This window comes from Dactylosporangium sp. NPDC000244 (genome assembly GCF_040300725.1).
Taxonomy (GTDB): domain Bacteria; phylum Actinomycetota; class Actinomycetes; order Mycobacteriales; family Micromonosporaceae; genus Dactylosporangium.
Genome location: NZ_JBEPEH010000007.1, coordinates 63,398 through 81,839 on the forward strand (window position 1 = coordinate 63,398; position 18,442 = coordinate 81,839).

An 18,442-nucleotide genomic window follows, 5' to 3' on the forward strand; every position below is an offset into this window, starting at 1 on the left:
TCCCGCATGTACTGCGCCAGCGCCGGGTCCTCGGCCACCCGGATCTCGACGCCGCGCAGGTCGATGCCGGCCTCGTGCGCGACGGTGTACGCGTGGCCGGCGGTCATCGGCTCGCCCACCGGCGCCGGCACGCCGGGCGGCGGCACCTCGCCCGGCTGCCCGGCGTCGTGCAGATCGCCCGGCCGGGGGCCGCCGTCCTCCAGCAGCCGTCCGCCGATCGTCGCCGGGTCCTCGAAGCCGGTGTAGCGCAACCGCAGCTCGAACCGGTCGAACCCGGTCTGGCGCAGCTCCGTCACGTGCAGGCGGGCCCCGGCGGGCAGCAGCGCCTGGCCGTCGGCGTATTCGTGGGCGCCGCCGATCCAGGCCAGCGGCGTGCCCGCCGGCGCGTCGACCACGATCCGCACGTCGCCGCTCGCGCGCAGGTGATCCTCGGGCATCACCCGGGTGAACCCGTCGAGGGTGATCTCGCCGTCGACCAGCCGTGGCAGGTCGACGGCGCCGCGCAGGCCCAGGTCCCGCCAGAACAGGTCGCCGGTGAGCCGCATCTCGGTGGGCGTCTCACGCATCGCGCTCTGGATGCGGTACGCCTCGGCGCGCGCGACCGTCTTGTGCTGGGCGTTGCCGGTGCGCAGGTACTCGTCGGCGCCCGATCGCCCGTTCGCGTACCGCTCGAGCGCGGCGCGCTGCTCGTCGCTCCATCCGGCCGCGTGCTGGGCGCTCTGCCGCTCGACGACCTCCGGCGACGGCTCGCGGAACGGCCAGCCCTCCGGGTCGAAGTGCGGCGCGTGGTTCGTCGCGAGGTCGAGCTCGGTGATCGCCTCGTGGTACGCCCGGCCCTCCGGCGAGTCGAGGAAGTCGGCGATCGTCTGCTCGAAGGTCTCGTGGCGGTTGCCCTCGGGCGGCATCAGCCGGTCCAGCGCGCGGGCGGCCTCGCGGACCGTCATGCCGTGCGCGTACGTCTCGGTGTTGCGGATGGACGCCTCGCGCAGGGCGTCGTACACCTCTCGCGGCGACGGGTTGCGCCCCAGCAGGCTGCGGGCGTCCCGGGCCATGGTGTGCACCGCCTCCGGCGCCGGGGGCCGGAAGTTGCGCTCCAGCACCGCGTCGCGCCGGGCGGCGAGCTCGGTGGCCATGCGCGCGGCCGCCTCCCCGGCCACCCCGGCCCGGTCGACCAGCGCCGCGATGCGCTCGTCGGACACGTTGCGCAGCGAGGCGATCGCGCGGTCGGTGTCCCGCGGCGGCAGCGTGGGCTCGCCGTCGCGCCCCGGGGCGTGCAGCGTCTCCTGGCCGGTCCGCTCGGCGAGCAGCCGGTCGAGCTCGTTGAGCACGTGGTCGGGGCGGGCCGGCGGGGGCGGCTCGCCCACGGGCTCGCGGGGCGGCGCCGCCAGCCGGTCCAGCTCGCCCTGAATGCGGTCGCGTAGCTGGTCCGCGCCCTGGTAGGCCAGGTCGGCGTCGGTTGCGGTGCCCTCGCGCTCGGCCGGGAAGCGGAACCCCTCGGCGTCTGGCCCGTCGTGGCGCGCGGCCTGGAGGAAGTCGCGCACGCCCGCGCCGTCGACCTCGATCACCCGGCCGTCGGTGAGCTCGACCCGCAGGACCGCCGGCCGCTCGGCCCGGCTCATCTCCACGTGGCTGGTCTCGCGGCTGACGCCGGCCACGCCGTCGATCTCCCCGGGCCGGTTCAGCTCCGCGATCGCCCGGTCGAAGGCCTGCTCGCCGCGGGCCCGCGAGTGCTCGGTCGGCTCGGGGCCGACGTCGGCCCGGAACTCGGCCCGGGTGAGGTCGGCGCCGAGGTGGACGAGCGCGTCCCGGGCCCGGGCCACGTGGTCGACGACCGGGGTGTAGTGGCCGCTGGCGTTGTCGACCCCGAGGATCCGGCCGTGCTCGATGCGCAGGGTGCCGGCCGCGTCGACGGGGCCGCCCGCGAGCAGGCTCGAGTGGCGGGTGTTGTCGGCCATGAACGGGTGCGCGTGCAGCTCCTGGGTCCGCGGGTCGACCGCGTAGATGTACTCCCCGTGCAGGGGCAGGCCGCCGGCGTCGTACAGCCGCCCGTCGACGACGCGCACCGGGACCCGGGCCGGGGCCTCGGGGTCGGCCCCGAAGTAGGGCACGCGGTTGGCGCGGTCGTTCGCGATGGTGGTTTCCGGCAGCGTGATCGGCTCGCCGTGCAGCCGCGGCCCGTCGACGGTGATCCGCGGCGGGGCGACCGGGTGGCCCGCGTCGGGCGGCGTGAACTCGACGCGGGTGTGCTCGATCAGCCGGGCGGTGGCCGCGTCGATGCCGTGCGGGGCGTGCACGACGATCCGCGGCGGGGCGCCGTCGACCCACGTGCGCGGGTCCGCGGCGCCCTCCAGCAGCCGGTGCACGCGCGCCTCGACCTCGTGCGGGGTCGCGGGCCCGAACTCGCCCGCCCCCAGCTCGGCGTGCCAGACCCTGCCGCCCTGGGTGGTCCGCACGTCGTACACGCGCTCGGGGTCGTAGCCGGACAGGCGCTCGGGCACGTGCTCGCCCCGCGCGGCGGCCGCCTCCGCGGCCGCCCGCACCCCGGCGTCGTGGATCTTCTGCGGGTCCGGGTTGACCTCGTCCGGGTTGAAGTAGTTCCGCTCGTGGCCGCCGCGGTCCACGCCGTCGAGGCCGAACTCCCGCACGAGGGTCCGGCTGCTGCCGTCGAGCAGCTGCGGCCGGCCCGTCTCCGGGTCCCGGACGATCCGGCCCGCGCCGTCGCGCACCGGCTCGAAGCGCTCCGTCGTGACCTTGTGGTAGGCGACCGTGACCTTGCCCGTCTGGATGTCGGCGAGCAGCGTGGGGTGCTCGGCGTACAGCCGCAGCATGGTCGGGTCGTTCTCGAGCATCCACTTCAGGTAGGGCCCGCTGCCCTGCTGGGCCCGCTTCCCGCCGAACTCGGGGATCTCGTGCCCGCCCAGGGTGCCGGAGTTGCCCTTGGCCTCCCAGATGTCGAGGCGGTTGTAGTTCGCCGGTGCGTCGCCCGAGCCGTCGTAGCGCAGCGCGATGATGTCCAGCTCGTGGTTCTTGGCCGAGACCGGGTCGCCCGACAGGAACACGTGCTCCGGGTTGACCTCCGTGTGCGGCGTCGGCAGGTTGCCGTGCATCGCCTCGTGGAACGCCACCCCGAGCCCGGCGTGCACGCCTACCGCGTTGCTGGCCATGCGCACCGGGTGCATGTCCTTGTTGAACTGCCCGGCCGCCTCCCGCAGCTCGGTCGCGAAGCGCGAACCCACCCGGTCCTGCTTGAGGGTGTCGAGCGCGGTCTCGAACTCCTTGGTCCCCGGCTTGAGGTCCTTCGGGCCGAAGTCGCTGAAGTCGGCCCCGGTCTCCTCCTCGTACCGGCTGATGATGTCGTCGCGCTTCTCGTTGAACGCGTCATAGGCGCGCTCGTGCGCTTCGTGGTAGTCCCGCGAGGCCTCCCGGACCTGCTCGACCGGGTTCTCCGGCCGGGCCGGGTCGTGGGTCAGCTGGTGCGGGACCGGCTCGCCCTGGTGCGCCACCGCGACCATGTCGTTGCGGATCGCGGTGTGCCAGTCCGTGACGAAGCTTCCGCCGCGCTGGAGGTTGCCCTTGATGGTCCGGGAGGTGTCCTTGGGGTCGCCCTCCATGTGCAGCTTGCCGTCGTCGCCGAGCTGCAGCTTGACCGGGATGTCCTCGCCGATGACGTGCTCGGCGCTCAACTCATGGGCCTGGTAGCCGTCGACCGGCCCGGCGCCCGCGTGCGCCGGCCCGCCGCCCATGCCCGTCCCGTGCTCGATCGGGTGGAGCGGCTCGCCGTGCGCGTCGAGCGTGATGGACCAGACGCCGGCGACGTTGTCGTGGTACATCGGCCCGTGGTCCGAGACGACGTTGTGCTGCATGTCGACCCAGACGATGTCGCCGTGGATGTTCAGCGCGTTGAACGCGTGGCCCTCGCCGGTGTCGCCCCACTTGATGACGACGACGGCGCCGGAGCCCGGCCCCGCCTCGCGCAGCTGCCGCTCGATGCCGTCGAAGCCGCGGTGGTCGCTGCCGTGCATCTCCCATTCGCCGCCGGTCCAGCGGGAGATGCGGTCGGCGGCGCCGCGCTCGCCGGCGGCGTGCGGGTCGCGCATGGCGCCGGCGACGGTGGGCTCGCCGTAGTGGTTGGCCAGCACGGCCATGGCCACCTCGGGGCAGTTGTTGTTGCGTCCCGGCTCGGTGTGGCCGCCGTCGTTGGCGTTGTGCGCCCAGTCGCCGACGCGCACGTCGGGCTGCGTGAGCGGCTGACCGTGCTCGTCGCGCGGGAAGGCCTCGTTGAGCTCGCGGACCTCGTGCGGCGTGGGTCCGGTGTACTCGTTGGTGCGCGCCTCGGACAGCGGGCGGTCGGTGACGCCGCCCAGCGTCTCGGGCGGGCGCACACCCTCGCCCTGCCCGTGCTCGCCCGGGCGCCCGCCGGTCGGTTCGTGCGGCCCGGTGGTCGGCCCGTGCGCCGCGGCGCCCTCGTGCGGATCGATCGCATGCAGGCCGAAGTCCTGCACGAACGGTTCACACGACGCGCACGGCGGCGCGTAGTCGCCGTGCTCCTGCCGCCCGCCCTCGCCGATCCAGTGCGTGGCGACGACACCGTCGCGCAGCTGTTCGCGCGCGTAGGTCCCGAAGTCTCCCGGCTCCCCGGCCTCGTGCCACTGCCGTTCGAGCTCATAGAGCTTGTCGGAGACGAGCACCACCTCGGCACACTTGCCGTGGTTCTGCCCGATCCGCTTGTCGGGGTCGTGCTCGGCGGCGGCCTTGATGTCGTCCAGGACCCGTTGGGCTTCCGGGTGTACTCGCACGTCGGTGGCCGTACCGTTGTCGTGCTTCATCGGCCGCGTGCTCGTGTGGCTCGAGATCGTCGGGTCCTCCGGCGTGAGCAGCGCTCCCGCCACGCGCACCCGGTTCTTCTTGCCCAGGTTCTCGGAGTTCATCTGGTCGCGCACGGCGTCGGCGAGATCCCGCGCCGACTCGTCGACGGCGGCCCGCCCCTCGCGGCTGCCGGGCTCGCCCTCGAAGTGCCGCGGCGGCCCCTCGTACCCGCGCGTGCCCCCGGCCGTCTCCGTCGTCGACAGCTTCGAGGCCGGCTCGTCCCCGCCATTGGGCCGGTCCCCGGGCGGCGGCGGCTCGTCGCCACCCCCACCGGGCCGATCCCCGGGCGGCGGCTCGTCCCCGCCAGGCCCTTCGCCCCGCTCCCCGGGCCCGCTCCCGCGATCGCCCGGCCCGTGCTCGCGCCCCGGCAGCGTGTCGGTGCCGCGCCCGCCGCCCTCGTGCATGGACACGGGCCGCGGGGAACCGGCTCCCGGCTCGCTCCCGCCGAGCCGGACGGGCATGTCGTCGAGCCGCGGCAACGGCACGAACACCGCCGCGGGCTCCTCGGCCCGATGCCGCCCGGTGCCGTCGCCGCGCTCGGTCCCGTCGTGCACCGGCGCGTGCTCCGGCGCACGGCCCTGCTCGCCGGCGTGCACCGGCTGATGCTCCCCGGGCCGAGCCCCGTTCTCGCCGGGCCGAACTCCGTTCTCCCCCGGCCGGGCCCCGTTTTCACCGGGATGCGCCCCGTTCTCGCCGGGCCGTGCTTCCCCGGCCTGAACGTGCTCGCCGGGCCGCCCGGACTCACCGACCGTCGCATGCTCGCCCGGCCGCCCGTGCTCTCCAACCGGCACGTGCTCGCCAGGCCGAGCCCCGACCTCCCCGGCCCGCTCCGGCGCCCGGAATGACCCATTGGTGCGGTTCTGCTCGGCCGTACGGCCCCCATCGGTCGTACGCGCCCCGTCCCCGCCGCGCTCTCCGGCCTTCTCCCCGCTTCGAGTCCCATCGGAGGCCCGCCCCGAGTCCCCGGTCCGCGCCCCTTCGTTCCCGCGCCCGGTCCCCTCAGCACCGCGCCCGGCACCTTCCGAACCGCGCGCAGCACCTTCCGAACCGCGGCCGGCACCCTCGGAACCACGGCCGGCACCTTCCGAGCCGCGCCCAGTGCCCTCAGCACCGCGGCCGGTCCCCTCGGCACCGCGGGCTGTTTCGGCTCCACGCCCCGTGCCCTCAGCACCGCGCACAGCATCGGCACCGCGCCCGGTCCCCTCGGCCCCGCGTCCGACGGCGTCCGTGGTCCGCGCCCCGTCCGCCCCGGCCGGCCGGTCGACCCCCATGACCGCACCCGGATGCTCCGCCACCGGCCCGCCGACGCCCGTTGCCGCCCGATCGACGCCCGTCGCCGCCCGGTCCGCGCCAGCCGCCGCCCGATCCGCGACCGGCCCGCTCGACCCGCTGTCGGCCCCGGCCCGCGCCCCGGTCTCCCCGGCGTGGGCACCCGCACTGCTCCCGGCCTGCGTCTCACCGACCCGCGTCTCACCGGCCCGCGCCCCGCCGTCGCCCCCGCCGCTCGCCCCGTTCCCGGAGTCCGCCGCGTGCTGCACGACGGGCTCGCCGCCGCGCTGCACGACCGGTTCCCCGGCCGCCTGCGTGACCGGCTCGCCGCCGCGCTGCACGACCGGATCCCCACCGCGCTGGGTGACCGGATCGCCGCCGCTGTGCCCGTTCTGCCCAGCGCCCGAGCCGCCGGCCTGCGTGGACCCCGAGTCGCCGTGCGCGTTGGCGCCGGCGTTGGAGTCCACGGGGGCCGCGACCGAGCCGCCGGCCGGATTGTCCGAGGTCGGTGCGAGCGATTGCCCGTCCCCTGGAGTGTAATCGGCCCCTGTGACATCAGCCCCAGGCCGATTACCACTCGTGGTCCCGCCGTCACCGGTGGCGCCCCGGTCGCCAGTGGTGCCGCCGTTGCCGGTCACGCCCGAGTCGCGCACGTTCGTGTCGAGGCCGGAGTCGCCGAGGTTGGTGTCGCCCAGGCCGCGGGTGCCGTTCTCGCCGCCCGTGTTCGTCTCGCCGGGCCGGCTGACCTCGCCGTCGACGTGCGGGGCGGCACCGTGCTCGCCCGGCTTCGGGCCGCGGAGGGCGCCGATGGCGCCCATGCCGCCGCCCATCGCCGCGCCGTTGATGAACGACTGGAGGTTGATGCCCTGCGTGATGTTCTTCCAGCTCCAGTCGCCGGTCATGAAGCCGGTCGTGAGCATCATCGAGGCGGGCATGATCAGGGCGTTGGCCGCGCCGTGGACGGCGGCGTTGGCGGCCACCCTGGGCAGGCGGCTGTTGATCGGCAGGTGGACGAAGTTCAGCGGGAACGTCAGGGCGCCGGTGATGAGGCCGGAGACCAGGCTGTTCATCAGGGAGTGGGTGTCGAGCTCCTTGCGGTGCCCCTCCGCGATCTGGATCTCCTGCGCCAGCCAGTCGGTGCCGACCGAGAGGACGACCTGCTGGATCTCGTGGATGATGAATTGGCGGATGTACTTCTTGACGAATTCCTTGCCGAGAAAGCTGATCAGCCGCTGCAGCACGCGCCCGGCGATGGTGCGGGCCGCGGTGACCGCGCCGGCCGCCGCCGCCTCGGAGCCGCCGAAGGTGAACGCGGCCAGGATCTGGCAGATGACGATCGTGATGACCGTGACGATCAGCGTGATGCCGAGGACGAGCTTCGCGTACTCGATCTCCATCGCCGCGTTGTCGGCGGCCGCCGAGTAGTTGAGCGCGATGTCGGCGACCTGGGGCAGCCCGTTCTGGGGACCGACCGCGAGCGCCGTCCAGTACTGGTTGAACGCCTCCCCCGCGTCCCCGCCCCACGCCTGCGCGATCTGCATCGCGACGGTGTCGGAGTTGTTGAGCAGCCCGTTGAGCTCGGTGCCGAGATCCTGCCAGGCCTCCGCGAGCTCGCGCAGATGGTCCTCGTTGCCGTCCGGCCACGCGGAACCGCCGCCGATGATGCAGACGGCGTCCCACAACCAGTCGATGGGATGGAGGTCGGGCTTCTCAATGGCCAACTCGGACGGCTCCCCGTGTCGAACCCCAGGCGGGGAGCGCTACTTCTTCTTGAACCACTCGCCGGTGAGGTCGTCGATGTCGACGACACCCTGGACGCCCTCCCGGACCTGCTCCCCGAGCTTGGACATGGCGATGACGAGGCTCTCGCCGCCCTCGAGCACGCTGGTGCAGGGCGGGTGCTCGCCCTCCATGTAGTACTTGTTGAAGTTCTTGCCCGGCTCGTCGTTGCCCCACGGCTGGCTCCCGTTGAGCTCGTCGATCCGGGCCCGCAGGGCGCGCCACCGCTTGAGCATCGCGTCGCCGGTGGTCGTCAGCTGCGACGCGGCACCGAGCGCCTGGGTGGGGTTGACCGCAGTGCTGTCCGTCATCGCTTCTTCTCCTTCTCCGCATCCATGTCCGCGGCGAGCAGGCCGAGCTCGGAGTCGAGCTTGTGGGTCATGCCCTGCAGGTCGAACTCCAGGTGCGACTGGACCGTCGACTCGGCCATGAACGGCTTGCACGCCTCGGTGACCTGGCGCATCGCGTCCGCCGACGCCGCCTGGATCGTCTTGGTGATCGACTGCGCGAGCTGGCGGGAGTCGGGACGACGGTAGACGCGCGCGTCGATGTCCAGCCGGATCAGCTGGCCGCGGGGCCCGACGACGGCGGTGATGAACCCGTCGTCCGATTTGGCCGTCGCCGTGATCGACTGGAGTTTCTGCTGCAGCGTGCCCATGCCGCTGCGCATCCGCTCGAGCTCGCCGGCCAGTTCGTCGGCGCGCGCCCGGAGCGCACGGTTGTCCATGGTGCCCTCCCCGTAGCAAGCCGTCCAACCGTACGATACTCAACAACGGCAATACGCCACCAGTGTGAATCGATGTCACAGAAGGGCTCCGACGTGCAGCGCAAGCGTTGGTTCGCCGCCATCGCAGCGCTCGGTGCCGCGGCGACGGCGCTCGTCGTGCCCCAGACCGCGCTCGCGGGGCCGCCTCCGGCCGGAACGTGCAACAACCCGGCCAAAGCGGGCGAGGTGGTCAAGGAGACGCCCTGGCCACAGCAGACCTTCGGGATCGGGCGGGTCTGGCCGACCACCAACGGCAGCGGCATCACGGTCGCGGTCCTCGACTCCGGCGTCGACGGCGCCCATCCGCAGCTGGCGGGCCAGGTGCTGCCCGGCTTCGACTTCCTGCGCAACGCGGCGGGGGCGGACTTCGACTGCACGTCGCACGGCACGGCGGTGGCGAGCCTCATCGCCGCCAAACACGCCAACGGCGTCGGCTTCGAGGGCCTGGCCCCCGGCGTGAAGATCCTGCCGATCCGCGTCTCCGACCACGAGGACGGCACCAACGGCGAGGCCGCCGGGCCGGACGTGTTCGCCAAGGCGATCCGGTACGCGGCCGACCAGAACGCCCGCGTCATCAACGTCTCGCTGAGCCTCGACACCGACTACCCCGCCGTCGCCGAGGCCGTCGACTACGCGATCAACACCAAGGGCGCGCTCGTCGTCGCCGCCGTGGGCAACCACCACGTGAGCGCCGAGGCGACCCCGCCGCCGATCGGCTCGGCGCGCAGCGCGATCCCGAACGACCCGCCGTCGTATCCGGCCGCCTACCCCGGCGTCCTCGGCGTCGCCGGCGTCAACCAGGACGGCACCCGGGTCGACGAGTCGCAGGTCGGCGCCTATGTGGACATCGCCGCCCCCGGCAACCTCGTGCTCGCCGCGACCCGCGAGCACGGCCACCAGTACTACAAGGGCACCAGCTTCGCCGCGCCCATCGTCAGCGCGGCCGCGGCCCTGGTGTGGTCGGCCCAGCCGGGCCTCAAGAACAGCGACGTGGCCTGGCGGCTGCAGGTGACCGCGGATCGCATGGCGGGGGCCCAGCGCAGCACCGAGTTCGGCTACGGCCTGGTCGACCCCTTCCGCGCCGTCTACGAGACCCCCTCGAAGCAGGGCGCGGCCACCCCGACGCCGATCCCCGCCACCGCGAGCGACCCGGCCGCCGCGGCTCGCCTGAGCCGCTGGCAGACGGCGGGGCGCATCGCCGCCTTCGCCGGCCTCGCGATCCTGGTGGCCGCCCTGGTGATCTTCGCCATGCGCGGCGCCGCCCGCCGCGGGCGCGCCCGCAACTGGCGCCCGGGCGAGGTCCAGCCGGTCAAGCGCGCGGAGCGGGACCCGGACATCGAGCCGGAGGACGTGTTCTTCGCCCTCCCGACCCGCTCCCGCACCGACTGACGAGCGCCTCGGTCATGAAATAACCGATAAATCGGATAAATCCCGGACACGGAGTGTCTGGAGTTATCCGAACCGTGCCCCGCCGAAGTCGATCCGGCGGGGGCACGGTGCAGATGGTGCTAAAGGATCACGACCGCCCGATGGCCGGGCCGGCCTCCGGGGACTGCGGCAGGTTCGGCGTGTCGATGACGGCGCCGCCCTGGTTCGGCCGCTCCACCGCCCACAGCTCGTCCTCCGTCGCCTCCGCGTAGTCGTCGTGCTCGGCCCGCTGGTCGCGGCGCACCGGCCGGAACGGCGACTCGCCGGGGCCGGAACCGCCGCGGCCGCGCAGGGCCGGGCCGCGGCCCTCGCCCTCCGGCAGCGGGCTGCCCGCCGGGCGCTTGATGCCCCCGCGGCCCTCGATCGCCGGGCGCGCCGCCTGGCGGTTGAAGCCCTCCTGCTCCTCCAGCGGCAGGCCGGGAGCCCGGCGGCCGTTGAGGCGCTCGCCCGGGGCGCCGGCGCGGCCCGCGCCCCGCTGGCCGGGCGGCAGGCCGTTGCCGCGGCCGCCGAGGCGCTCGTTCTCCGGGCCGATGTGCCCCGAGGGGCCGCCGGGCCCGCGCCGGCCGCCCAGGCGGGGCGGCATCGGGCTGCGCGGCGTGCCGCGGCCCATCTCCTCGCTCAGGTCGGGGCCGTGCACGCCGCCGGGGAGGCGGCCCTTGGACCCGCGCAGGTTCGGGTTGCCGCGGCCGGGCGGCATCGGCGGGCGGGCGCCGCCGCCGGGCGGCGGGCGCATGCCCGAGAGGTTCGGGCGGCCGGGCAGCTGCGGGCGCATGCCGCCGGGGTTCTGGCCGAGCCGCTGGGCCGCCTCGGCCGGGTCGAGACCCGCGAGGCCGCCGGTGGCGCGGAAGTTCGGGCCGCCCGGGAACGCCGGCAGGCCCGGCACGTTCACCGAGGGCACGACGCCCGGGCCGCCGGGGGCGGGAGGCAGGTGCAGGTCGGGCAGCGCCGGCAGCGGGGGCGCGACCGCGCCGCCGGCCAGGGTCAGCGCGTGGTCCGGGTCGTAGCCGGGCAGGCCGAGGCCCGCGAGCTGCGACTGGAGCCGGCTCGGGTCCGGCGGGCTGATCTTCGGGATCGACGGCGGGTTGAGGATCGGCGGCGGCGGGAGGCTGCCGCCGGGGCCGCCGCCGTGGATGGTCGGCTGGACCGCCACGGCCGCGTTCGTCGGGCCCTTGTACGTCGAGCCGTGCGTCAGGAAGTTGTAGTACACGTTGAGATACGTGTCCGCGAGGTCCTTGACGAACGGCTTGATCTGCTCCGTGTAGTGCTTGACCAGCCGCTTCTTGCGGTTGTCGTCGCTCTCGGTGTTCGTGATCGCGCCGCCCTTGCCGGCCGCGACGATCCTCGACGTGGCCGCGGAACCGGGCACGCTGCCGGGGTTGCTGATCGCCTGGCAGTACTCGTTCCAGACCGCAAGAGCCTTCTTCTGGTTGTACTTGATCGTGCTGGCGAGCACGTCGAGGCCCGTCGCGTTGGTGTTGGCGACGTCCTTCCACTCGTCGATCGAGGACAGCGAGGCCCCGATCTCGCGCATGAAGACCTTGGACGCGTCGGAGTTCCACTGCGACGCGAGCTCGTCGGTGTACCGGCGCAGGTTGCGGCTGGTGTTGTCCAGCAGCGTGTGCACCCGGCGCCACATGTCGGCCAGGGCCGTCGCGCGCGCGTCGGAGTCGATCTGGATCCAGGGCCACATCATCTCGATCGTCGTCGACTCGGCGTTCCAGTCGGTGGGGTCGTAGTCGACGATCTGGTTCGAGGCGCTGTAGTTGTCGTACTGCGAAACGCTCGGGGGAAGCGTGTACTTCACATACCCGTAGTACTGATCGGTCATCGGTTCCCCCGTCTCACTTCTTCTTCAGCGGGTCTTCAGGGGCGCCCATCATGTCGTTCTCGTTGCTGTACACGTAGTACGAATTGGTCCCCTCCCCCACCGAGAAGCCCTGGTCCCAGGTGTTGAAGTAGGTCGAGCCGTCGGTGGGCGGGATGGCGCCCTCGGTCTCCATGCGGTGCTCGGCCGCGTTCGCCGAGCCGGTGAAGGGCGCGTCCGTGCTCTGCCCCTCCTGGGCGGCCTTGACCTGGTCCTGCAGCGTCGGGCGCCCGTCGCTCGGCCAGAACACGTCGTAGACGTCGTCGACGTTGGCCTTGCCGAGGTCGTCGCCGCCGAGGTACTCGTAGTAGATCCCCAGCGCCGCCTGCGTGATCGCCTGCAGGCTGAACGAGACGTCCTTGAGCAGGTCACCCGTCGCCGCCAGCGCGTTGGCGTGCACCCCGCGGTAGAGCTTGGCCTCGCCGAAGCCGGCGAAGGTCGACTGGACCTTCGTCATCGGCAGGACGCCGTCCTTGAGGTTGGTGTTGTAGTCCTCGATCTCTTTGCCGACGAGCTTCACGTAGTCGGCGAGGCTCGACACATTGACCTTGATCGGCGAATGGTCGACCGGTGTCCACGAGTCGTGTCCCGGCTTGTACTCGTAACCGTCTCTGGTCATTCGCCCTCCCCGTCGGCCGAAGTCGAACCCGATAGACCCAACTCAATCATATCGTTCACGCACCACAAGACGCCCAGGTTCATCAGCTCGGTGGCGGGCGCCACGCGAGCTGGACGAGCCGGCCGCCCTCCTTGCGCGTCACGTAGTACCCGCGGCCGGGCGGCTGGTGCGAGGAGCGCACGTTGCCCAGCAGCGCGCCCTCGTCCCGCTCGCCGGACAGCAGCATGCCGGGCGAGCCCAGCTCCCGCAGCCGCATGAGCACCGGCTCGTAGAGCGCGCGGCTCGCGCCGCCGGTGCGCCGGGTCAGGATCAGGTGCAGGCCCACGTCCCGCGCCTGACTGAGGAAGTCCAGCAGCGGCGTCACGGGGTTGGTGCTGCCCCCGGCGACCAGGTCGTAGTCGTCGACGAGGACGTACAACTCCGGGCCCTTCCACCAGCTGCGGTTGCGCAGCTGCTCGATCGTGACGTCCGGCCCCGGGAGCCGGCTCTTGAGCACCCCCACGACCTCGTTCATGATCGTCTGCGCCGTCTGCGCGGAGGTACCGGTGCCGATGAGGTGCTTGGAGTCGAACGCGCCGAGCAGGCTGCGCCGGTAGTCGACCACGATCATGCGAGCCTCGTTGAGCTCGTACCGATCGATCAGCGACTGCCCGAAGGCCCGCAGGAACGCGCTCTTGCCGGACGCGGAGTCGCCGAAGAGCAGGAAGTGCGAATCCTGGTCGAAGTCCACCCAGACCGGGCGCAGGTCGGCCTCCGCGATGCCGATCGGGATGCCGGAGCGCTCACGATCGGTGACGGGCAGGCTCTCGTACGGCAGCGTCGCCGGCAGCAGCCGCACGGGCGGGGCACCGGCGGCGGGCCAGCTCTGGCGGATCTCGGCGACCAGCTTCTCGACCCCGTCGGAGAGGTCCTCGACCGTCTGCTGCCCGTCGACGCGCGGCAGCGCGCCGAGGAACTGCAGGCCGCCGGGGACGATGCCGCGGCCCGGGGTGCGGTCGGGCACGTTCATCGCCGCGCGCCGGTCGAGCTGCGAGTCGCTGGGATCGCCCAGGCGCAGCTCGAGGCGGCTGCCGAAGAGGTCGCGGATCGCGGGCCGGACGTCGTTCCAGCGGGTCGCGGAGGCGATGACGTGGACGCCGTACGTCAGCCCGCGGTTGGTCAGGTCGTTGATCGCGCCCTCGAGGTCCTCGAAGTCGGAGCGGATCGTCGACCAGCCGTCGATGATCAGGAACACGTCGCCGAACGGGTCGTCGGCGTGCTGCCCGGCCCGCCGCGCCCGGCGATAGGTCGCCATCGAGTCCACGGCCGCCGCGGCGAAGCGCCGCTCGCGCTCGGCCAGCAGCACGTAGAGCTCGGCGACCGTGCGGCGCACCGCGCCCGGGTCGAGCCGTGTGGCGACCCCGCCGACGTGCGGCACCTCGCGCAGCGTGCCCAGGGCGCCGCCGCCGAAGTCGAGGCAGTAGAACTGGGCCTCGCGCGGGGTGTGCGACAGGGCCAGGCTCAGCACCAGGCTGCGCAGGATCGTGCTCTTGCCGCTGCCCGGGCCGCCGACCACGACCGCGTGCCCGGCCGAGCCCGCCAGCTCCCACCAGACCGGGTCGCGGCGCTGGTCCAGCGGCCGGTCCACGATGCCGAGCACGGCGTGCAGGCTGCCCTGCAGCTCCGCCACCTGCACGGTGAGGCCGCGCTCGGGGTCCACGATCCGCGAGGGCAGCAGCGCGTCGAGCGACGGCGGGTCGGCCAGCGGCGGCAGCCACACCTGGTGCGCGGGCATGCCCTTGCCCCGCATGCGGTCGACCAGCAGGTCGAGCATGCTGTCGCCGACGACGTTCTCCTCCTCCTTGACGACCACCGGCTCCTCGGTCACCGGCGGCGCGACGTATCCGCTGACGTAGTCGCGCACGACCGGGCCGCCCCCGGCCGCGGCCAGGGCGACGGCGGTGTCGCGGCGGTAGACGCCGGAGACGTACGCGGCCCGGAAGCGCCGCAGCGGCTCGGTGCCGAAGCGCAGGTAGCCGTGGCCGGGCGCGCGGGGCAGCTCGAACGCGGCGACGTCGCCCAGGACGATGCGGCTCTCCACCGCCGAGAAGGTCCGCAGGCCGATGCGGTACGACAGGTGCGTGTCCAGGCCTCTGAGGCGGCCCTCCTCCAGCCGTTGGGACGCGAGCAGCAGGTGCACGCCCAGCGACCGGCCGACCCGCCCGATCTGCACGAACATGTCGATGAAGTCCGGCTTGGCGGTGAGCAGCTCGCTGAACTCGTCGCAGATGATGAGCAGGCTCGGCAGCGGCGCCAGCGGGGCGCCGGCCGTGCGGGCCTTCTCGTAGTCGCGCTGGGAGGCGTACATGCCGGCCTTGCGCAGCAGCTCCTGGCGCCGCAGCAGCTCGCCGTTGATGGCGTCGGTCATGCGGTCGACCAGCGGCAGCTCGTCCTCGAGGTTGGTGATCACCGCGCTGGTGTGCGGCAGCACGTCGAGCTTGGTGAAGGTCGCGCCGCCCTTGAAGTCGATGAGCACGAAGTTGAGCACCTCGGAGCTGTGCGTGACCGCGAGCGCGAGGACCAGCGTGCGCAGCAGCTCCGACTTGCCGGCGCCGGTGGCCCCGATGAGCAGGCCGTGCGGGCCCATGCCGTCCTGCGCCGACTCCTTGAGGTCCAGCTCGACCATCGTGCCGTCCGGCGACCAGCCGATCGGCACCCGCAGCCGGTCGCGCTGCGGCCGTGGCACCCAGTGGCGGGTGGGGTCGTAGTCCTCGGGCGAGCCGATCTCGAGCAGGTCGGTGAGGTCGATGGTGCCGGTGGCGCGCTGCTCGGTGCGCGAGGCCGCGGACAGCCGCAGCGGCGAGAGCTGCAGCGCCAGGCCCTCGGTCTCGGCCAGGCTGAGCCCGTCGGCCCGGCCGACCTCGGCCTTGCCCTCGAAGGTGCTGCTGGACAGGGCGCCGCCGGGCTCGATGCCGAGCACGAGCGCGGTCTGGTCGAGCAGCCGGGGCGGCGGGGTGGACAGGTCCAGCACGGTGACGCCCTCGACGCCGCCCTCCGTCATCAGGTGGTCGGAGCCGAGCACGTCGCCGCCGTCGAGCACGACGATCAGGTGCGGGCCGCCGACCCGCTCGGCGCTGCTGACCGGGTTGAACCGGGGCCGGGAGCCGAGCACGTCGTCGAGCATCGCCTCGAGGCCCGGCACGTTGGTCGAGACCAGGCGCAGCTGGCCGAGGGCGTCGTTGCGGTTCGGGTGCAGCGCATGCGGGAGCCACTTGGCCCACTCCCAGTGCCCGCTGCTGGCCGGGCCGGCGCACACCGCCACGATCAGGTCGTCCGGGGAGTGGAAGGCCGCCGCCTGGGCGACGATCGCGCGGGCCAGGGCCCGGGTCTGCTCGATCTCGCCCTGCATGTAGACGCGGGCGAAGCCGTCGAGGGCCATCACGATCGGCAGGTCGTCGACGGTGGCGTAGGTGGTCATGAACCGCCGCAGCGCGACCGCGCACATCGGGTCGAGGTCCTCCAGCGGCTTGCTCGCCGGGGGCACCAGGGGCGTCGCGAGGTCCTGCGGGCCGAGCGCGATGCGCACCATGCCGAAGTCGGCGTCGCCGGGGCGCCGCTCCCAGAGCCGCTGGCTGGCCGGGATCGACCACAAGGCGTTGGGGTCCGGGTAGCGGTACAGCTGCGCCGCACGCTGCTTCTGCCCGGCCCGGCGCACCTGGCGGCGCCGCTGGGAGAGGTGGCGCATGTAGTTGCGCCGGGCGAGCAGCATCTCCTGCCGCCCCGGGCCGGCGCTCTGGCCGAACTGGGAGGCGAGCATGCCGATCGCGGACAGGCCGAACATCGCGCCCGTCATGTAGGCCAGGGGCCCGCCGCGCTGACCGGCGAACATGAGCGCCATCGAGCCGGACCCGGCCAGCATCGGGATCATCATGAGCATCTGCGCCCAGCCCTTGCCGGTGGGCGCGGGCACCTCGGGGGGCGGCTCGAGCAGGACCTCGCCCGAGGGGTACTCGGGCTCGGCTCGCCGCGACGGCCTGCGGCGCACGACTGTGCTCACTCGAGTCCACCCTCCCCGTAGCACCCGTTCGAGCACACATGCTAACCAGTGGGCTGCTAGGTTGGGCACTCTCGATGGCGGGCAGAAACGGCGGGGAGCACGGTCGATGGCCGAGAACGTTGGTGCCGGGCTGGCCCGGGTGGTGCTCGCGGCCCCCAAGCGGCGCCTCGACCTGGCACTGCCGGAGCAGATCCCGCTGGCCATGCTGCTGCCGGGGGTACTGCCCCGGGCCGGCGAGGCCCTCGCCGACGACGGGCTCGACCACGGCGGCTGGGTGCTGCGCCGCACCGACGGCACCACGCTCGACATGAGCCGCACGCTCGCCGCCCAGGACGTGCACGACGGCGACATCCTGCACCTCGCGCCGCGCTACGAGGAGTGGCCCGAGCTCGAGTACGACGACGTGGTCGACGCGATCGCGGCCGGCGCCCGCCGCTACGGCGCCGCCTGGACCCCGGCCGCGACCCGCGTCACCGGCCTGGCCACGGGCGTCCTGCTGCTGCTCGGCACCCTCGCGCTGCTGCTGCTCGCCGGGCCGTCCTGGATGCTGCCCGGCATCGTCGCGCTCGTGGTCGCGGCGGGCCTGCTGACCGGCGGGTTCGTGCTGTCCCGGGCGATGTCCGACGCCACCGCGGGCTCGACCCTGGGCGCGGCCAGCCTCGTGTACGCCTTCGCCGGCGGCCTGCTCGTGCTCGGCGGCGACGAGAAGCTCTCCCGCCTCGGCGCCCCGCACCTGCTCACGGGCGCGGGGGCGCTGCTGGTCTTCGCCGTGATCGGCTACCTGGCCGTCGGCGCGAACATCCGCCTCTTCGTCGCGGGCATCTTCGCCGGGGCCCTGGGCGTGCTCGCGGGCCTGCTCGGCCTGACCTCACTCGGCGCGCCCGAGTGCGCCGCGGCCCTGGTCGGCCTGCTGGTCCTGCTCGCGCCGGCCCTGCCGCTGGCGTCGGTGCGGCTGGGCAAGGTACCGGTGCCGCAGCTCCCCCGCACCACCGACGACCTGCTGCAGCAGGACCCGGTGCCGCCGGCCGCGACCACGTACGCCACCGTGGCGCGCGCGGACGAAATCTTCACCGGCCTGCTGTTCGCCTTCGCCGTGCTCAACGTGACCTCGTTCTGGCTGATCAGCCGCGAGCCGGGGATCATGACGGGCATCCTGGTCGGCGTGGTGGCCGCGGCGAGCCTGCTGCGCGCTCGGCTCTTCGGCACCGTGCGGCACCGGCTCCCGCTGCTGCTGACCGGGCTGGCCGGACTCGCGCTGCTGATGGCGCGGCTGACCGGGGCGAGCCTGCCCGTGCAGGTCGGCGTCGGGGTGGGGCTGCTGCTCGTGGCGGTGCTCGTGGTTACGGCGGGGATGCGGTACAGCGTCCGGCCGCCGTCGGTCTACCTGGGGCGGCTCGGGGACATCTTCGACGTGCTGCTGGTGCTGGCCACGATCCCGATCGTCTGTCAGGTGCTGGGCGTCTACAGCTGGATTCGCGGCCTGGCCGGCTGAACCCGATAGTTGCACAATCCGACATATCGGCCGCTCGCATATAGCCGGCATCCGGTTCGAAGAAGTCCGCAGCGGCGGGTGGGGCGGCAATATCGGGCACGATTTCCGTGGCGGATTGTTTCATTGTTCGGATAGTTTGGCTGCGGTTCGCTGGCGCGGCTTCTCGAAGCGTGGACCAGTGCGTCGATTGCCCACGGGGGCGCGGACGGCGCACACGCGGGGGACCGAGCCCGGACGCGGAAGGCGTGCGCGGGGCGCGGGCGACACAGCAGGCAGCGCCGACGCGGACCGACGCGCGCACAACGCGAGGGGCGCGGTCGGCG

General features: G+C 73.4%; 7 protein-coding genes and 1 pseudogene. 2 read left to right on the plus strand and 6 right to left on the minus strand.

Annotated features, from left to right (window positions below; genetic code table 11):
- Positions 1–1,835: 1,835 nt before the first annotated feature.
- The 3 genes and pseudogenes from ABT369_RS57955 to ABT369_RS11520 form a co-directional block, all read right to left on the minus strand.
- Positions 1,836–7,856: pseudogene (locus tag ABT369_RS57955) on the minus strand (WXG100-like domain-containing protein); the annotation flags it as partial.
- 39 nt (positions 7,857–7,895) lie between these two features.
- Entirely contained in the window at positions 7,896–8,225 is a 330-nt protein-coding gene (locus ABT369_RS11515; RefSeq protein WP_350611660.1) for a hypothetical protein, read from the minus strand.
- Positions 8,222–8,641 carry a YbaB/EbfC family nucleoid-associated protein gene (locus tag ABT369_RS11520; protein ID WP_350611661.1) on the minus strand — a complete coding sequence of 140 codons (420 nt, stop codon included), beginning with the start codon at positions 8,639–8,641 and terminating at the stop codon, positions 8,222–8,224. Before ABT369_RS11520 ends, ABT369_RS11515 begins: the two co-directional genes overlap by 4 nt.
- 72 nt (positions 8,642–8,713) lie before the next feature.
- Between ABT369_RS11520 and mycP the strand changes: the two genes are divergently transcribed.
- Positions 8,714–10,069 carry a type VII secretion-associated serine protease mycosin gene (gene mycP, locus ABT369_RS11525; protein ID WP_350611662.1) on the plus strand — a complete coding sequence of 452 codons (1,356 nt, stop codon included), beginning with the start codon at positions 8,714–8,716 and terminating at the stop codon, positions 10,067–10,069.
- A gap of 127 nt (positions 10,070–10,196) precedes the next feature.
- On the opposite strand, the gene ABT369_RS11530 is transcribed toward mycP, so the two are convergent.
- From ABT369_RS11530 to eccCa, 3 genes are all read right to left on the minus strand, one after another.
- The gene (locus ABT369_RS11530; RefSeq protein WP_350611663.1) at positions 10,197–11,936 is read right to left on the minus strand and encodes a WXG100 family type VII secretion target; all 1,740 of its coding nucleotides are present in this window, start codon (positions 11,934–11,936) and stop codon (positions 10,197–10,199) included.
- 13 nt (positions 11,937–11,949) lie between these two features.
- A complete protein-coding gene (locus ABT369_RS11535; RefSeq protein WP_350611664.1) occupies positions 11,950–12,591 on the minus strand; it encodes a hypothetical protein in 642 nt (213 codons plus the stop codon).
- Between the two features lie 82 nt (positions 12,592–12,673).
- Entirely contained in the window at positions 12,674–16,627 is a 3,954-nt protein-coding gene (gene eccCa / locus ABT369_RS11540) for a type VII secretion protein EccCa (RefSeq protein ID WP_350611665.1), read from the minus strand.
- A gap of 106 nt (positions 16,628–16,733) precedes the next feature.
- Here eccCa and eccD point away from each other — a divergent pair, with 106 nt between their 5' ends.
- Positions 16,734–18,119, plus strand: a complete 1,386-nt coding sequence (gene eccD, locus ABT369_RS11545) for a type VII secretion integral membrane protein EccD (protein WP_350611666.1) — start codon at positions 16,734–16,736, stop codon at positions 18,117–18,119.
- Positions 18,120–18,442: the final 323 nt, after the last annotated feature.

Bases quoted from the DNA above. Each gene is read 5' to 3' on its own strand.
- ABT369_RS11515 (WP_350611660.1), bottom strand. From the start codon at position 8,225: ATGACGGACAGCACTGCGGTCAACCCCACCCAGGCGCTCGGTGCCGCG.
- ABT369_RS11520 (WP_350611661.1), bottom strand. From the start codon at position 8,641: ATGGACAACCGTGCGCTCCGGGCGCGCGCCGACGAACTGGCCGGCGAG.
- mycP (WP_350611662.1), top strand. From the start codon at position 8,714: ATGTCACAGAAGGGCTCCGACGTGCAGCGCAAGCGTTGGTTCGCCGCC.
- ABT369_RS11530 (WP_350611663.1), bottom strand. From the start codon at position 11,936: ATGACCGATCAGTACTACGGGTATGTGAAGTACACGCTTCCCCCGAGC.
- ABT369_RS11535 (WP_350611664.1), bottom strand. From the start codon at position 12,591: ATGACCAGAGACGGTTACGAGTACAAGCCGGGACACGACTCGTGGACA.
- eccD (WP_350611666.1), top strand. From the start codon at position 16,734: ATGGCCGAGAACGTTGGTGCCGGGCTGGCCCGGGTGGTGCTCGCGGCC.